This window comes from Microbacterium sp. UBA3486 (genome assembly GCF_002377845.1).
Taxonomy (GTDB): domain Bacteria; phylum Actinomycetota; class Actinomycetes; order Actinomycetales; family Microbacteriaceae; genus Microbacterium; species Microbacterium maritypicum_A.
The window spans coordinates 1-13,901 of record NZ_DFQP01000076.1 but is presented as its reverse complement, the minus strand read 5'-3'; the positions used below and the strand labels follow the sequence as shown (position 1 = coordinate 13,901).

The 13,901-nt window shown below is 68.9% G+C and carries 12 protein-coding genes and 1 pseudogene; 9 read left to right on the top strand and 4 right to left on the bottom strand.

All coding sequences use genetic code 11. The annotated features are described in order from the left end of the window. Positions 1–18: 18 nt before the first annotated feature. Both iolG and B2869_RS11250 read left to right on the top strand, forming a co-directional pair. Positions 19–1,029, top strand: coding sequence for an inositol 2-dehydrogenase (gene iolG / locus B2869_RS11255; protein WP_292766469.1), 1,011 nt, complete (start codon positions 19–21; stop codon positions 1,027–1,029). Continuing rightward, positions 1,026–1,823, top strand: a complete 798-nt coding sequence (locus B2869_RS11250; RefSeq protein WP_292766466.1) for a TIM barrel protein — start codon at positions 1,026–1,028, stop codon at positions 1,821–1,823. The genes iolG and B2869_RS11250 overlap by 4 nt, the downstream gene beginning before the upstream one ends. 53 nt (positions 1,824–1,876) lie before the next feature. Here B2869_RS11250 and B2869_RS11245 read toward each other — a convergent pair whose 3' ends face one another. Continuing rightward, positions 1,877–3,061: a Gfo/Idh/MocA family protein gene (locus tag B2869_RS11245; protein ID WP_292766462.1), complete on the bottom strand. Its 1,185-nt coding sequence runs from the start codon at positions 3,059–3,061 to the stop codon at positions 1,877–1,879. Between the two features lie 158 nt (positions 3,062–3,219). Here B2869_RS11245 and B2869_RS11240 point away from each other — a divergent pair, with 158 nt between their 5' ends. From B2869_RS11240 to B2869_RS11220, 5 genes are all read left to right on the top strand, one after another. Continuing rightward, a complete protein-coding gene (locus tag B2869_RS11240) occupies positions 3,220–4,203 on the top strand; it encodes a substrate-binding domain-containing protein (RefSeq protein ID WP_136024692.1) in 984 nt (327 codons plus the stop codon). 54 nt (positions 4,204–4,257) lie between these two features. After that, positions 4,258–5,301 (top strand): ABC transporter permease, encoded by a 1,044-nt coding sequence (locus B2869_RS11235; protein ID WP_136024784.1) that lies wholly within the window; start codon positions 4,258–4,260, stop codon positions 5,299–5,301. Then, entirely contained in the window at positions 5,298–6,188 is an 891-nt protein-coding gene (locus B2869_RS11230; RefSeq protein ID WP_292766458.1) for an ATP-binding cassette domain-containing protein, read from the top strand. Before B2869_RS11235 ends, B2869_RS11230 begins: the two co-directional genes overlap by 4 nt. Positions 6,189–6,287: 99 nt before the next feature. Further along, complete coding sequence (locus tag B2869_RS11225) at positions 6,288–7,760, top strand: MATE family efflux transporter (RefSeq protein ID WP_292766455.1); 1,473 nt, start codon at positions 6,288–6,290, stop codon at positions 7,758–7,760. A 145-nt stretch (positions 7,761–7,905) separates the two neighbouring features. Further along, positions 7,906–8,373, top strand: coding sequence for a hypothetical protein (locus B2869_RS11220; protein WP_292766453.1), 468 nt, complete (start codon positions 7,906–7,908; stop codon positions 8,371–8,373). A gap of 2 nt (positions 8,374–8,375) precedes the next feature. On the opposite strand, the gene B2869_RS11215 is transcribed toward B2869_RS11220, so the two are convergent. Together B2869_RS11215 and B2869_RS11210 are read right to left on the bottom strand one after the other, a co-directional pair. Continuing rightward, entirely contained in the window at positions 8,376–10,091 is a 1,716-nt protein-coding gene (locus B2869_RS11215) for an AMP-binding protein (RefSeq protein WP_292766450.1), read from the bottom strand. Positions 10,092–10,216: 125 nt separating this feature from the next. Beyond that, positions 10,217–10,684 carry an Lrp/AsnC family transcriptional regulator gene (locus B2869_RS11210; protein WP_021201573.1) on the bottom strand — a complete coding sequence of 156 codons (468 nt, stop codon included), beginning with the start codon at positions 10,682–10,684 and terminating at the stop codon, positions 10,217–10,219. A gap of 112 nt (positions 10,685–10,796) precedes the next feature. On the opposite strand from B2869_RS11210, the gene B2869_RS11205 reads away from it, so the two are divergent. Further along, positions 10,797–12,047 (top strand): trans-sulfuration enzyme family protein, encoded by a 1,251-nt coding sequence (locus tag B2869_RS11205; protein ID WP_167255155.1) that lies wholly within the window; start codon positions 10,797–10,799, stop codon positions 12,045–12,047. A gap of 28 nt (positions 12,048–12,075) precedes the next feature. Here the strand turns inward: B2869_RS11205 and B2869_RS11200 are convergent, their stop codons facing one another. Continuing rightward, complete coding sequence (locus tag B2869_RS11200; RefSeq protein ID WP_051671231.1) at positions 12,076–12,549, bottom strand: acyl-CoA thioesterase; 474 nt, start codon at positions 12,547–12,549, stop codon at positions 12,076–12,078. Between the two features lie 214 nt (positions 12,550–12,763). Between B2869_RS11200 and B2869_RS11195 the strand changes: the two are divergent. Continuing rightward, positions 12,764–13,901: pseudogene (locus B2869_RS11195) on the top strand (hypothetical protein); the annotation flags it as partial.

Here is a 13,901-nt window from a genome sequence, read left to right as displayed (position 1 = left end):
TCCGCAAAGGACCGCACGATGTCACACGCTCCTCTCCGCTTCGGCCTGATCGGTACCGGACGCATCGGCCAGGTGCACGCCGCGAGCATCGCCGCCGACCCCGACGCGCAGCTCACCCGCGTCGCCGACCCGTTCGTCGACGGCGCCCTCCGCGTCGCGGCCGCTTACGGCGGCACGGCGACCGATACTCCGGACGACGTGTTCACCGCCGGCGACATCGACGCGATCCTGATCGCCTCGCCGACCCCGACGCACGTCGATCTGATCGCGCAGGCCATCGAGGCCGGCATCCCGGTGCTGTGCGAGAAGCCGATCGACCTCGACATCGCCAGGGTCGAGGCGCTGCGCCCGCGGGTCGTGTCGTCCGGTGTGCCGGTCGCGCTCGGTTTCAACCGCCGCTTCGACCCCGCGTTCGCCGCTGCCAGGGCTCGCGTCGCCGCGGGCGAGATCGGTGCTCTCGAACAGCTGACGATCATCAGCCGCGACCCGTCGGCGCCCCCCGCCGACTACGTCGGGGTGTCCGGGGGGATCTTCCGCGACATGACGATCCACGATTTCGACATGGCGCGCTTCTTCCTGCCGGAGATCGTCGAGGTGTCGGCCTTCGGGTCGACGACGTTCGATGCCGGGGCCGCTCAGCACGGCGACTTCGACACCGCGGTAACCACCCTGCGCGCGGCATCCGGAGCACTCGTCACGATCGTGAACTCGCGGCACAGTGCGGTCGGCTACGACCAGCGCATCGAGGCGTTCGGAGGTGCGGGAATGCTGCAGGTCGCCAACGCCCCGACCAGTCTCGTGAGCCTGTCGACCGCCGCGGCCGTCGAGGCGAAGCCGCCGTACGAGCCGTTCTTCCTGGAGCGCTACGCGGCGGCGTATGCCGCGGAGCTGCACGAGTTCATCCGCCTCGTCCGCGGTGAGGCGTCCACCAGTCCGACCTTCGAAGACGGCCGTGCCGCCCTGATCTTGGCGGATGCCGCGCAGCGTTCGGCCACCGATCATGTCGTCGTGGCGGTGGATCTGCGATGAGCACGCCGTCGCCGCGCGCCCGCTACCGACTGGCCGCCTCGGCGGAGATGCTCTACACCGAGCTCGAGTTCGTGGAGCGCGTCCGGCGGCTGCACGAGCGGGGCTTCGAGGTCGAGATCTGGGACTGGAGCACGAAGGACCTTCCGGCCCTCGCCGCGACCGGAGCCGTGTTCTCCTCGATGACGGGATACCTGCGCGGCGACCTCACGACGCCCGACGGCATCGCCGAACTCATCGCCACGGCGGAGGAGTCGTTGCGCATGGCCGAGCTGATCGATGCGCCCCGGCTGAACCTGCATGGCACGGGCCTCGACTCGGACGGGCTGCCGGTGCGCCCCCGAGAAGAGGTCTCCGAACGCGAGTGGGCGACGGCGACCGAGACACTGGGACGACTGGCAGAGCTCGGTGCGCGGGAAGGCCGTGTCTTCACACTGGAGAACCTCAACACGGCTGTCGATCATCCCGGCACTCCCTTCGCGCGCGCCGCCGATACGCTCCGGCTCGTGCGCGCCGTCGATGCGCCTGCGCTGCGGCTCAATCTCGACCTCTATCACGCGCAGATCGGCGAGGGGAACCTCATCGCGCTGGTGGGGGCGGCGTTGCCGTGGGTCGGCGAGATCCAGGTCGCCGATGTTCCGGGGCGATGCGAGCCGGGTACCGGGGAGATCCGATACGACGCGATCGCCGCGGCGCTGCGCGAACTCGGCTATGCGGGTGTGATCGGTCTCGAGGGCTGGGCTCGGAGCGACACGGATGCCGCCCTGGATGCGTTTCGGAACGCCTTCGGGGTCTGAGGCGCAGTGGGGGGAGGGGAAAGCCGGTGCGAGCGATTCACCGGCCCCCCGGCTCACGCGTCGTACGTCGTCGGCCCCGTCACCTCGGGCACGGATTCCCAGGATCCGGAGGCGGAGCTGCGCAGCGCCGCATCCACGATCTCGGCGGCCGACCACGCGTCGGACGCCGAGGGTGCGAGCTGTCTGTCTTCCGCGACGGAGCGCAGGAACAGCGACGCCTCGATGGTCTTCAGGTCGTCGAAACCCATCGATGTGCCGGCGCCGGGTTGGAAGCGGGCGAAGTCGCCGTAGCCGGGCCCGACCATCACGGTTCGGTAGCCCGATGCATCGTCGGCGAGCTGCAGCTCGTTCAGCCGCTGGAAGTCCCAGCGCAGCGAACCCCTCGTCCCGTACACCTCGATGCGGTACTCGGCGCGCGGGCCGATCGCGACGCGGCTGGACTCCAGAACCGCGACGGCTCCCGAGGCGAACCGTGCGAGGATCGCGGCGTAGTCCTCGTTCTCGACCTCACCGGTGGGCCCGCCGCTGGCGCCACGACTGAAGTGGCTGGTCGCGCCGTCGACGGGAAGCGGCCTGGTGCGGATGAAGGTCTCGGTGAGCCCGCTGACCTCGCTGATCCGGCCGACCACATACTGGGCCAGGTCTGCGCCGTGCGAGAGCAGATCTCCGAGCACGCCCGTTCCGGCGCGCTCCCGGCGGAAACGCCAGGTGAGCGCTCCCTCGGGGTCGGCCGAATAGTCGGCCAGCAAGGCGACGCGGACGTTCGTGATGGTGCCGAGAGCGCCATCGCGCACCAGGCGCCTGGCATGCGCGATCGCAGGCGCATGACGGTAGTTGAATCCCACCGATGTGACGAGTCCGGCCTCCGCCGCCCCCTGTGCGATCTCCCGCGACTCGCGGGCGCCCCGGCCCATGGGCTTCTCGATCCAGAAAGGCTTGCCGGCGGAGGTGGCGGCCTGCGCGATCTCGTGGTGGAGGAAGTTCGGCGAGCAGATCGAGACCACCTCGACGTCGGGATGTGCGATCAGCTCCCGGTAATCCGCCGTCGTCTCGCGGAAGCCGAGCGCGCTCGACGCGTGCTCCCGGCCTCCGGCATCCGGGTCGGCGGCCACTGCCAGGTCCGCAACGACGGGGAGCTCGGGGTAGTGCCTGCGCGCCTCCAGATAAGCGCGCGAATGCAGTCGCCCCATCCATCCGACAGAGACCAGACCGACGCCGATGTGCTTCTTCGCCACCACGAGCGGCTCCTTCCGTTTCGCACAGAATACACCCGAGTGGAGATGTTGACAGAATGTATTGACATTTGATTTCCGCGGTGTCAGACTCGCCCTGACACCGACGTCATCTATGTGGGACGTGTCGACGTCGACAGCATCCGCATCGAAGGGAAACCGAAATGAAGAAGCGCCTCATCGGCGTTCTGGGGATCGCCGCCACAGCCGCTCTGCTGTTGTCGGCATGCTCCGGGACCGGGCAGGACCCGACGACCGACACTCAGGGGGGTGGCGACACGAAGTCGTCCGACCTGAGCTACGCCGTCGTCACGCACGCCGCACCGGGCGACGCGTTCTGGGACCGCGTCAAGTCGGGCGCGGAGAAGGCCGGCGGCGACTATGGCGCGGAGATCACCTACAACTCGGATCCCGACCCGGCCAAGCAGTCGCAGCTCATCGACAACGCGATCGCACAGGGCGTGGACGGAATCGTGGTCTCGATGGCCAACCCGGATGGCGTCCAGGCCAGCGTGGAGCGAGCCGTCGCGGCGGGCATCCCCGTCGTGACCATCAACTCCGGCCTCGAGAAGTTCGCCGAGTTCGGTGCGATCACGCACATCGGCCAGAGCGAGTCGATCGCAGGCGCGGCCGTGGGCACGCGTCTGGGCGAAGAGGGGGCGACCAACGCTCTCTGCGTCATCCAGGAGGCCGGCAACGTCGGACTCGAGGAGCGCTGCGCCGCAGCCGCCGGTGCGTTCAGCGGTTCGATGGTGAACCTGCAGGTCGACGGCACGAACGACGCCGAGGTCAAGGCCACCATCAAGTCGAAGCTGCAGGCCGACCCCTCTATCGACGCCGTGCTGACGCTGGGCGGACAGTACGCGATCGATGCGGTCGGTGCCGTCGAGGAGTCCGGGAGCGCGGCGAAGGTCGCGACCTTCGACCTCTCGGAAGACGTCGTGGCCGCAGTGGCCGACGGCAAGATCTCGTTCGCGGTCGACCAGCAGCCGTATGTGCAGGGATTCCTCGGCGTGACGGCGCTGTACCTCAAGAGCATCAACGGCAACGACATCGGAGGGGGACAGCCGGTGTACTCCGGGCCGGCGTTCGTCACGAAGGACAACGCGGCGCAGGTCGCCGAGTTCGCCAAGAAGGGCACGCGCTAGGCATCCGGCAGGGGGGCGGCCGTCGGCCGCCCCCTCTCGGCGAAAGGACTGATGATGACAACGACCGACATCGTCGCGGTGGGGAACAGACCCCGTCTCGAGCGACGACCTCTGCGCAATCTGCTCGTGCGCCCGGAGATGGGCGCTCTCGTCGCGGCACTCGCGGTGATGATCTTCTTCTCGGTGTACACCCAGAGCTTCATGACGGCCGCCGGTGCGGGCGTGTGGCTGGAGTCGGCTTCGACCTTCGGCATCATGGCGGTCGCGGTTGCCCTGCTGATGATCGGCGGAGAGTTCGATCTGTCGGCGGGCGTGCTCACGGGCTTCACCGCTCTCGTGGTCGGTGTCCTCACCACCCGATACGGCCTCAACATCTGGGTCGCGGTCCTGGTCTCGCTCGTCCTCGCCCTCTCGATCGGCGCACTCAACGGCATCCTGGTCATGAAGACCGGCCTGCCGAGCTTCATCATCACCCTGGGCACATTCTTCGTGCTCGCGGGTGTCGACCTCGCGGTCACGAAGCTCCTCACCGGTCAGGTGGCCATCCAGGGCATGACGAAGGTGCCTTACTACGACACCATCCAGCCCCTGTTCGGCTCGTCGATCTCGATCGGCGGAGGCACCTTCTACATCTCGGTGCTCTGGTGGTTCGTGGTCACGGCTGTCGCCACATGGATTCTGCTGCGCACGCGTCCGGGCAACTGGATCTTCGCGGTCGGCGGAGCGGCGACCGCATCGCGCCAGGTGGGCGTCCCCGTCCTCAAGACCAAGATCGGCCTCTTCATGGTGACCGCAGGTGCGGCCTGGCTGGTCGGGATGATCTCGCTGTTCCGCACCTCGACGGTGCAGGCGAACACGGGTGTCGGCCAGGAGTTCATCTACATCATCTGCGCGGTCGTGGGCGGCTGCCTGATGACGGGAGGCTTCGGTTCGGCGATCGGGGCGGCGCTGGGGGCCCTGATCTACGGCATGGTCTTCCAGGGGATCACCTTCGCCCAGTGGGACACGAACTGGCTGCGCACGTTCCTCGGGGCGATGCTCCTGCTGGCGGTGTTCCTGAACCATTGGGTGCGACTCAGAGCAGGAGGAGTGAAATGAGCGGGGTCACCACGATCGCGCCCGTCGTCGAGGTGCGCGACGTCGGCAAGAGCTACGGGCCGGTGAACGCGCTGGCCGGCGTGAGCACCACGGTGAACGCAGGACAGGTCACGTGCGTCCTCGGCGACAACGGCGCGGGGAAGTCGACCTTCATCAAGATGCTGGCGGGGGCGCATTCCCCTTCCTCCGGCGAACTGCTCGTCGACGGCGAGCCGGTGAGGTTCTCGTCGCCGCGGGCGGCTCTGGACGCCGGTATCGCGACGGTCTACCAAGACCTCGCCGTCGTGCCGCTCATGCCCGTCTGGCGCAACTTCTTCCTCGGCTCGGAACTGACGAAGGGGAGGGGCCCGCTGCGACGGCTCGACGTGAAGCGTATGAAGCAGGTCACCTACACCGAGCTGGCCAACATGGGGATCGATCTGCGCGATGTGAACCAGCCGATCGGCACGCTCTCCGGCGGGGAGCGCCAGTGCGTCGCGATCGCCCGTGCGGTGTACTTCGGAGCCAGGGTGCTCATCCTCGATGAGCCCACCGCCGCGCTCGGGGTGAAGCAGTCCGGCGTCGTGCTGAAGTACATCGCCCGCGCTCGCGACCGTGGGCTGGGCGTCGTGTTCATCACGCACAACCCGCATCATGCGTATCCCGTCGGCGATCGGTTCCTCCTCCTCAATCGAGGCACGAGCATCGGCAACTTCGAGAAGAACGAGATCTCGCTCGCGCAGCTCACCAGCATGATGGCCGGTGGCGCGGAACTGGATTCCCTCGCACACGAGCTGGAACGCGAGATCGGCGAGGATTCACCGGTCGTGCGGGAGGTGCTTCGGGAAGCGGAGGAAGCGGACGCGCTCGACGTGGCGAACCCGGGGGCGGCTGCGCCACGGGAGTGAGATCGAGGTGCAGTCGATCCGGTCTTCCGGCCCGCCGAATCGATTCGATAAGCTGGTGGGACCCCCGATCATCCCCTCAGTTCTGCGAGCCGCTCCTTCATGGCCACCTCCCTCACCACGGGCCGTCCGTGGCGCGTCATCCTTGCCTTCTCCATCCCGCTCCTGCTCGGCAACGTGGTGCAGCAGCTGTACCAGTTCGCCGACGCCATCGTCGTCGGCCGGCATCTCGGCGTCACCTCGCTCGCCGCCGTCGGAGCGACCGGCAGCCTGCTGTTCCTGCTGCTCGGGTTCGCCTGGGGGCTGACGAGCGGTTTCGCGATCCCGATCGCCCAGGCATTCGGCGCGAGGAACGACGCGGCCGTGCGCCGATCGGTCGCGACCGGCGTACTGCTCAACGCCATCACGAGCGTCATCCTGACCGTGGGCGCGCCCCTCCTCGCCGGCCCGATCCTGTCGCTGCTGCAGACGCCGCCCGAGCTGATGGCCGAGGCGACGATCTTCACGCAGATCAGCTTCCTCGGCGCGAGCGCGACGATGTTCTTCAACTACCTGTCCGCGATCATCCGTGCGATCGGCGACTCGAAGACGCCGCTGGTGTTCCTGACCGTGTCGTGTGCGCTCAACGTCGGCCTCGTCGTGCTGATGGTCGGGCCCCTCGAATGGGGAGTGGGGGGAGCTGCGCTCGCCACGGTCGTCGCTCAGGCCGTCTCGGTGGCGCTGTGCCTGGAGTTCGTGCGTCGGCGCCTGCCGATGCTGCACCTACGCCGAGCCGACTGGCGCATCACCCGTGACGACATCGCCGAGCACCTGCGACTCGGCCTGCCGATGGGGTTCCAAGCGTCGATCATCGCGATCGGCACGCTCACGGTGCAGGTCGCGTTGAACACCCTCGGCGCCGACGCGGTCGCGGCCTACACCACGGGCTCGCGCGTCGACAGCCTCGCGGTCGCCCTGCTGTCGTCTCTCGGCCTCGCCGTCTCGATGTACGCGGCGCAGAACCACGGCGGTCGTCGGCCCGACCGCATCCGTCGCGGTGTGGTCGAGGCGACCTGGATGGCGGTCGCCGCCGGTGTGGTCCTCGGTGCCCTGCTGGTCGCATTCGGCGCCCCGATGGTGCGCCTGTTCATCGGCGAAGGATCCGACGTCGTCGTCGACGACGCGCATCGGATGCTCATCATCAACGGCTGCGGGTATTGGGCGCTCGGCATGCTGTTCGTGCTGCGCGGCGCTCTTCAGGGACTCGGTCACACGCTCGTGCCCACCGTGACCGGCGTGATCGAGCTCGTGATGCGCGTGGGCGCGGCGATCGTGCTGGGGGCATGGATCGGATTCGACGGTGTCGCGTTGAGCAACCCGCTCGCCTGGCTCGGAGCGATCGTGCTGCTCGTCCCCGCGTACATCCGCGCCCACCGCGCTCTCGGACGGCTGCCCATCGACCCCGCGGAGGCGACGGAGACCTCGGCCATCGCGATCGTCGGACCGACCGACGGGTCGATGGTCGTGGACGCGGTCGTCACCCAGCCGGTGCGGGTCGTGCGGGCGCGCCGCCTGCGTTGGCCACGTCGTCGCTGACAGCCGCGCCGCTGTCGTTCCGACTGTGCCGGTCCGTACAGATATCCGCCTTCAGGATGATGCGAGTCGCACTTGAGGCGGATGCCCATTCCGGGAGACACTTCTAATGTCGAATGAGTGGAGTAACCACTGACGGGGGGTCGTCATGACGACATTGAGAATGGCCAGTGATCTGGCTGCGGTGATGGTGCCGATCGGTTACGTGGGTGCGGCGCTCGCCGTCATCTTCGCGATCGTCGCGGCGGTCGCGATCGTCCGGGGTTCCGGTGGGCTCGCCGGGGGCGCGGTGGGTCTGTGGATCGTGGGCGCGCTGATGAGCTTCGCGGCGTCCTTCGCGCGCGAGTGGACGCCGCTGATCGTGGCATGCGCGGCGCTGGCGGCGATGCTGATCGTCGGGAGCGTCGTGCGCGCGATCCTGAATGCGGCCGGGGCGGAACGTGCCGACCGCACGGTCGAGGAGCTGCCGAAGGCGGTTCCCGCGTCGAAGACGCCCGTCGCAGCGACGTCGAAGACGCCCGTCGCAGCGACGTCGAAGACGCCCGTCGCAGCGACGTCGAAGGTTGCGCTCACGAAGACCGGGCCGGCGACGGCGACGATCGCCGTCGTGCGCTGACCTCAGCGGTAGTCACGGTCACGGTGCTGCCCGGCCTCGTCGCCGGACTGCACCCGCGCGGCTTCGCGTGCCCGCAGCTCGACGCGTCGGATCTTGCCGGAGATCGTCTTGGGGAGCTCGGGGACGAACTCGATGATCCGCACCCACAGATGCGATGACAACCGTTCGTGCGCGTGGGCGAAGATCGCACGCGCCGCATCCGAACCGACGGCCGGAGCTTCCGGGGTCAGGCAGATATAGGCCTTCGGCACCGCCAGGCGCGTCGGATCGGGACTCGGGATCACCGCTGCCTCGATCACGAGGTCGTGCTCGAGCAGCACGGACTCGAGCTCGAAGGGTGAGATCTTGTAGTCGGAAGCCTTGAACACGTCGTCGGAGCGGCCGACATAGGTGAGGTAACCGTCGTGGTCGCGCACCGCGATGTCGCCCGTGTGGTGGTAACCGCCCGTCCGTGACTCCGCGGTCTTCTCCGGGTCGTCGTAGTAGCCCGCCATGAGCCCGAGCGGCGGCTGCGACAGATCGAGCGCGATCTCACCCTCGCCCTGCCCCTCGGCGACTGCGCCGGTGACCGGGTCGAGCAGCACCACCGGATAACCGGGCAACGGGCGTCCCATCGAGCCGACCTTGACCGCCTGGCCGGGGGAGTTGCCGATGCACGCGGTCATCTCGGTCTGCCCGAATCCGTCGCGGATCGTCCCGCCCCAGGCGTCACGCACCCGGTCGATGACCTCGGGGTTCAGCGGCTCGCCCGCGCCCACCAGTTCGCGCGGAGGGCGGGTGAGCCGGGCGAGATCGGCCTGGATCAGCATGCGCCACACCGTCGGCGGCGCACAGAACGTCGACACGTGGTGGGTGTCCATGACCTGCATGAGCGTGTTCGCGTCGAAGCGGGCGTAGTTGTAGACGAAGACGGTGGCCTCGGCCAGGAACGGCGAGTAGAAGCTGGACCACGCGTGCTTGGCCCAGCCGGGGGAGGAGATGTTGAGGTGCACGTCGTCGGGGCGCACCCCGAGCCACCACATGGTCGACAGGTGCCCGATCGGGTAGGAGGCGTGGGTGTGCTGCACGAGCTTCGGGCGGTTCGTCGTGCCCGAGGTGAAGTAGAGCAGCGCGGTGTCGGACGAGGGGGTCGGAGCGTCGGGCTCGAAACCCGCCGGAGCGGCGGTGGAATCGGCGAAGCGTGCCCAGCCGGAGGAGATGTCGTCTCCGACGCCGATGCGCAGGATGCCGGGATCGATGTCGTCGAGGCGATCGGCGAGCGCTCCGAGAGTGATGACCGCCCGCGCGCGTCCGTGCTCGACGCGGTAGGCGAGGTCCGAAGCCGACAACAGGGTCGAGGTCGGGATCGACACGGCGCCGATCTTCGTGATCGCCAGCATCACCTCCCACAGCTCGATCGTGTTGTTCAACATCACGATCACGTGGTCGCCGCGACCGATGCCGAGCGTGCGGAGCCAGGAGGCGACCTGGTCGGATCGCGCCGAGAGCTGCCCGTAGGTCCAGGAGCGCAGGCTCAGGTCGGCCTCGACGATCTGAACCGCCGGGCGGTCGGGGTTCTCGCTCGCGACCACGTCGAACCACTCCAACGCGAAGTTGAACTCGTCGACCTCCGGCCAGACGAATCCGTCGCGGGCCGCCGCATAGTCGGTGGCGTTCGCGAAGAGGAAGTCCCTCATCTCGCGGACGGTGTGCGTGGCGGCGGTGGCGCTGCGGCTCATGGTGCTCCCTTGCTCCTGGCGGGCGTGCCTTCCATCCTCGCGCACGCACCGACGCTCCGCTCGTTCCGGTCGCACTTCGTGCCGTCTGAAACGGAATCGGACGGCACGAAGTGCGACCGGAAGAGTCAGGTGGAGAGCACTCCCGGTCCGTCGCGCAGTTCGAACACGAGCTGGGTCTCGGTGCCGCGCACGACGGGGTGCACCGTGATGTGCTCGAGAACGATGTCGCGCAGGGCCGTCGCATCCTGCACGGCCACATGCACGAGGAAGTCGTCGACGCCGGCGACGTGGAACACCTGGAGGACGCGCGGGATGTCGACCAGGGCATCGAAGAGCGCCGTCACCTTGTCTCCCGTGTGGTTCGCCAGGCGCACTTTGATGATCGCCTGCAGCGGGAAACCCAGAGCGGCCCCGTCGACGCGGATGCGCGTGTCGCGGATCACTCCGCGCTCGCGCAGCGCCCGCACCCGATGTGCGCAGGTCGACTCGGCGAGGCCGAGGCGATGTGCGAGCGCCTTGTTCGTCGTCTCGGCGTCGCGGCTGAGCACCGCGAGCAGCTCGAGGTCGGTCTCGTCGAGTTGTGCTTTCGCCAACGGGGGGCCTCCTTGCCCTTCGGATGCTGCACAGAATAGCGTTCAGTGTCGAATCTCTGGCGGCTTCTGTCGAGTTCCTGCGGTTTCATCGTGATTCCGGCAACGTGGAGTCATGACTGCATCGCTGCATCCCGACACCGTCGCCGTCCACGGCGGCCGCTCCGACCTCGAGGGGCTCGGGGTCCACGCGCTGCCGATCGATCTGTCGACCACGAACCCGCTCCCGGACATCGAGCGCGGCGGCGACTCGTACGAGGCCATGGCGACGGGAGGGCGTCCTCCGGCGGACGGCAGCATGGTCTACGCACGACTGTGGAACCCCACGGTCGCCCGCTTCGAGGAGGCACTCGCCGAGCTCGAGCACGCCGAGGCCGCGGTCGCCTTCGCCTCGGGCATGGCCGCGATGACGGCCGTGATCCTGGCGCACACGGGAGCGACCGGGGCGCGCCACGTCGTCGCGGTGCGTCCGCTCTACGGGGGGACCGACCATCTGCTCGGCTCCGGCCTGCTCGGCGTCGAGACCACCTACTGTCACCCCGACGAGGTCGCGGCGGCCGTGCGCCCCGACACCGGCCTCGTCGTGGTCGAGACCCCGGCGAACCCCACCCTCGACATCGCCGACATCGCCGACGTCGTGCGCCAGGCCGGCACGGTGCCGGTCGTCGTCGACAACACGTTCGCGACCCCGGTGCTGCAGAATCCGATCGACCTCGGGGCGGCGATGTCTCTGCACAGCGCCACCAAGTACCTGGGCGGGCACGGCGATGTGATCGCCGGCGTCGTCGCGTGCAGCGAGGAGACGGCGGAGGCTCTGCGCCGCGTGCGAGCGGTGACGGGAGGGCTGCTGCATCCGCTCGGGGCCTATCTGCTGCACCGCGGCCTCACGACCCTCCCCGTGCGGGTGCGGCACCAGCAGGAGAGTGCGCGGCGGATCGTGCAGTGGCTCATCGATCGACCCGAGGTCGCCGAGGTGTTCTACCCGGGACTCGACGGCGACCCGCGCGGCATCCTGGAACGGCAGATGCGCGGCACCGGCGCGATGATCGCGATGCGCATGCGCGGCGGATTCGCCGCGGCCTCTGCGGTCACCACCGCGACCGCACTGTTCACGCACGCGGTGTCGCTCGGCGGAGTGGACTCGCTGATCCAGCATCCGGCGGCGCTCACGCATCGGCCTGTCCCTCCCGAAGCGCGTCCGGCGGCCGACGTGCTGCGTCTGTCGATCGGTTTGGAGGATGTCGACGACCTCATCGCCGACCTCGCCCAGGCGTTCGCCGGCGTTCCGGCCTTCGAGGTCGATGCGCCCCTCTCCGACCGGGTCACCTCCTCGCGCGCGGCACACCGGGGGGCAGTGCGCGCCTGAGGAGGTGGCTCGGCGTTCCTGTGGCGGATCAGAGGGAGGGGAGCCGGATCGTGCCGGTGGCGATGCGCTCGGTCGGCATCCGGTCGCGGTCGTAGGTGATCTCCGTGTAGCCGTGCGGGGTCGGCATCCCATCGTCGTCGAGGCTGACGAACACGATCTTCTCGATCGTGAGGATGCGCTTGCGCGTGATCATGTTCCTGGCCACCGCGCGCATGGTGAGCGACGTCGTGCCGAAGTGCGTGGCCTGCAGGCCGATCTCGATCAGATCGCCCTGCACGGCCGAGGCCTCGAAGTTGATCTCCGAGATGTGCTTGGTGACGGCACGGTAGTTGCCGAGCTGGACGATCGCATAGATCGCCGCTTCTTCATCGATCCACTTCAGCAGGCTGCCGCCGAACAATGAGCCGTTCGCGTTGAGGTCCTCCGGACGCACCCACTTGCGCGTGCGGAAATTGAGTCCGTCCTCCGACCACTGCCACGCCGGTGCCTTCTGCTTCGCCATGGGCACGAGGCTAGGCGGGTCGTGAGTCCACGATGTTACGGCCCCTTTTCGCGCAGGGCACAGGGGCCTGGCACCCCCGTTTGTGCACTAGCCACAAGAAACTGAGTTTCATCGGTGCTGAGACTTGGTTTCGAGCGGCAAATCCGGGGGTCGCGAGTCGGGGTGCCCATACAGTCGCCGGTGGCAACGACGCCACTGACCCCGGGAGTCCTCAATGACGAGTACCACGCCCCACTCGCACGGAATCGGCATGCGCATCGCCGTGATCGTGCTCAGCCTGCTGCTGGCCGCGATGGTGATCCTGTTCTTCGCGACGACGAGCAAGATCGCCGCCGGTGCCTCCGAGCTCGCCGACGGAACGACGTCCGCGAAAGACGGATCGGCCGACCTCGCTGCCGGTGCCGCAGACCTCTCGGCCGGTGCGTCGCAGCTCGCCGCGGGGACAGGCGTCCTCTCCGCGGGCGCGGCCAGCGCGCAGGAGGGTTCCCAGAAGCTGAGCGACGGGGCCACGACGGCGGCGAGCGGTGCCATGAGCCTGGCCGACGGCGCGAGCAGCCTCGCCGCCGGTGCATCGACCGCGGCGGCCGGTGCCGGCAAGGTCAGCGGGGGAGCCCAGAGCGCGCTCGCCGGGGCTCAGGAGCTGTCGACGAAGATGGCGCAGGCGGATGCCGGGGCGCAGACGCTGGCAGCGGGAGTGTCGACCCTGGCCGCCGGAGTCAACGGAGCGCACGCGTACGCCGGGCAGGTACTGGCGGGTGCGAGCGCGCTCAGCGGCACGCTCGGCACGAAGGTCGACGCGAACGTGATCGCTCTCGCGCAGCCCGAAGCGAAGAGCCTCCTGCAGGGAGTGGCTTCTGCGGCGCCAGGGCATTCGCAGCAGCTTGCCGATGCTCTCGCCGGGCTGCTCGCCGCCGACCCGCAGAACCCGCAGCTCCAGGCGCTCGCCCGCCTGTCTGCCGGCGTCGATCAGGAGGTCGACGCGATGGCTCCGGTGACGGCCAAGGGGTCCGACCTCGCCCAGGGGCTCGTCGCGGCCGCCGGCGGGTCGGCGAAGGTCACGGCCGGTGTCAACGGCCTCATCAACGGCGACGTCGCGAACAAGTGGCCGGGCACCGTGGCACTCGTCGCTCCCCAGGGGGTGCCGGCCCTCGTCGCCGGCGCGCAGTCCCTGCACTCCGGCACGTCGCAGCTCTCGGCCGGCGCCGCCACGCTGGCCGCCGGGCTGCAGACGCTCTCCACCGGAGCCTCCTCCCTCTCCTCCGGCACGGCGAACCTCAGCGCGGGTGCAACCCGCCTGAACGACGGCGCCAGCACGCTCGCCACCGGCGTCGGTGCGCTGCAGGCCGGGGCCG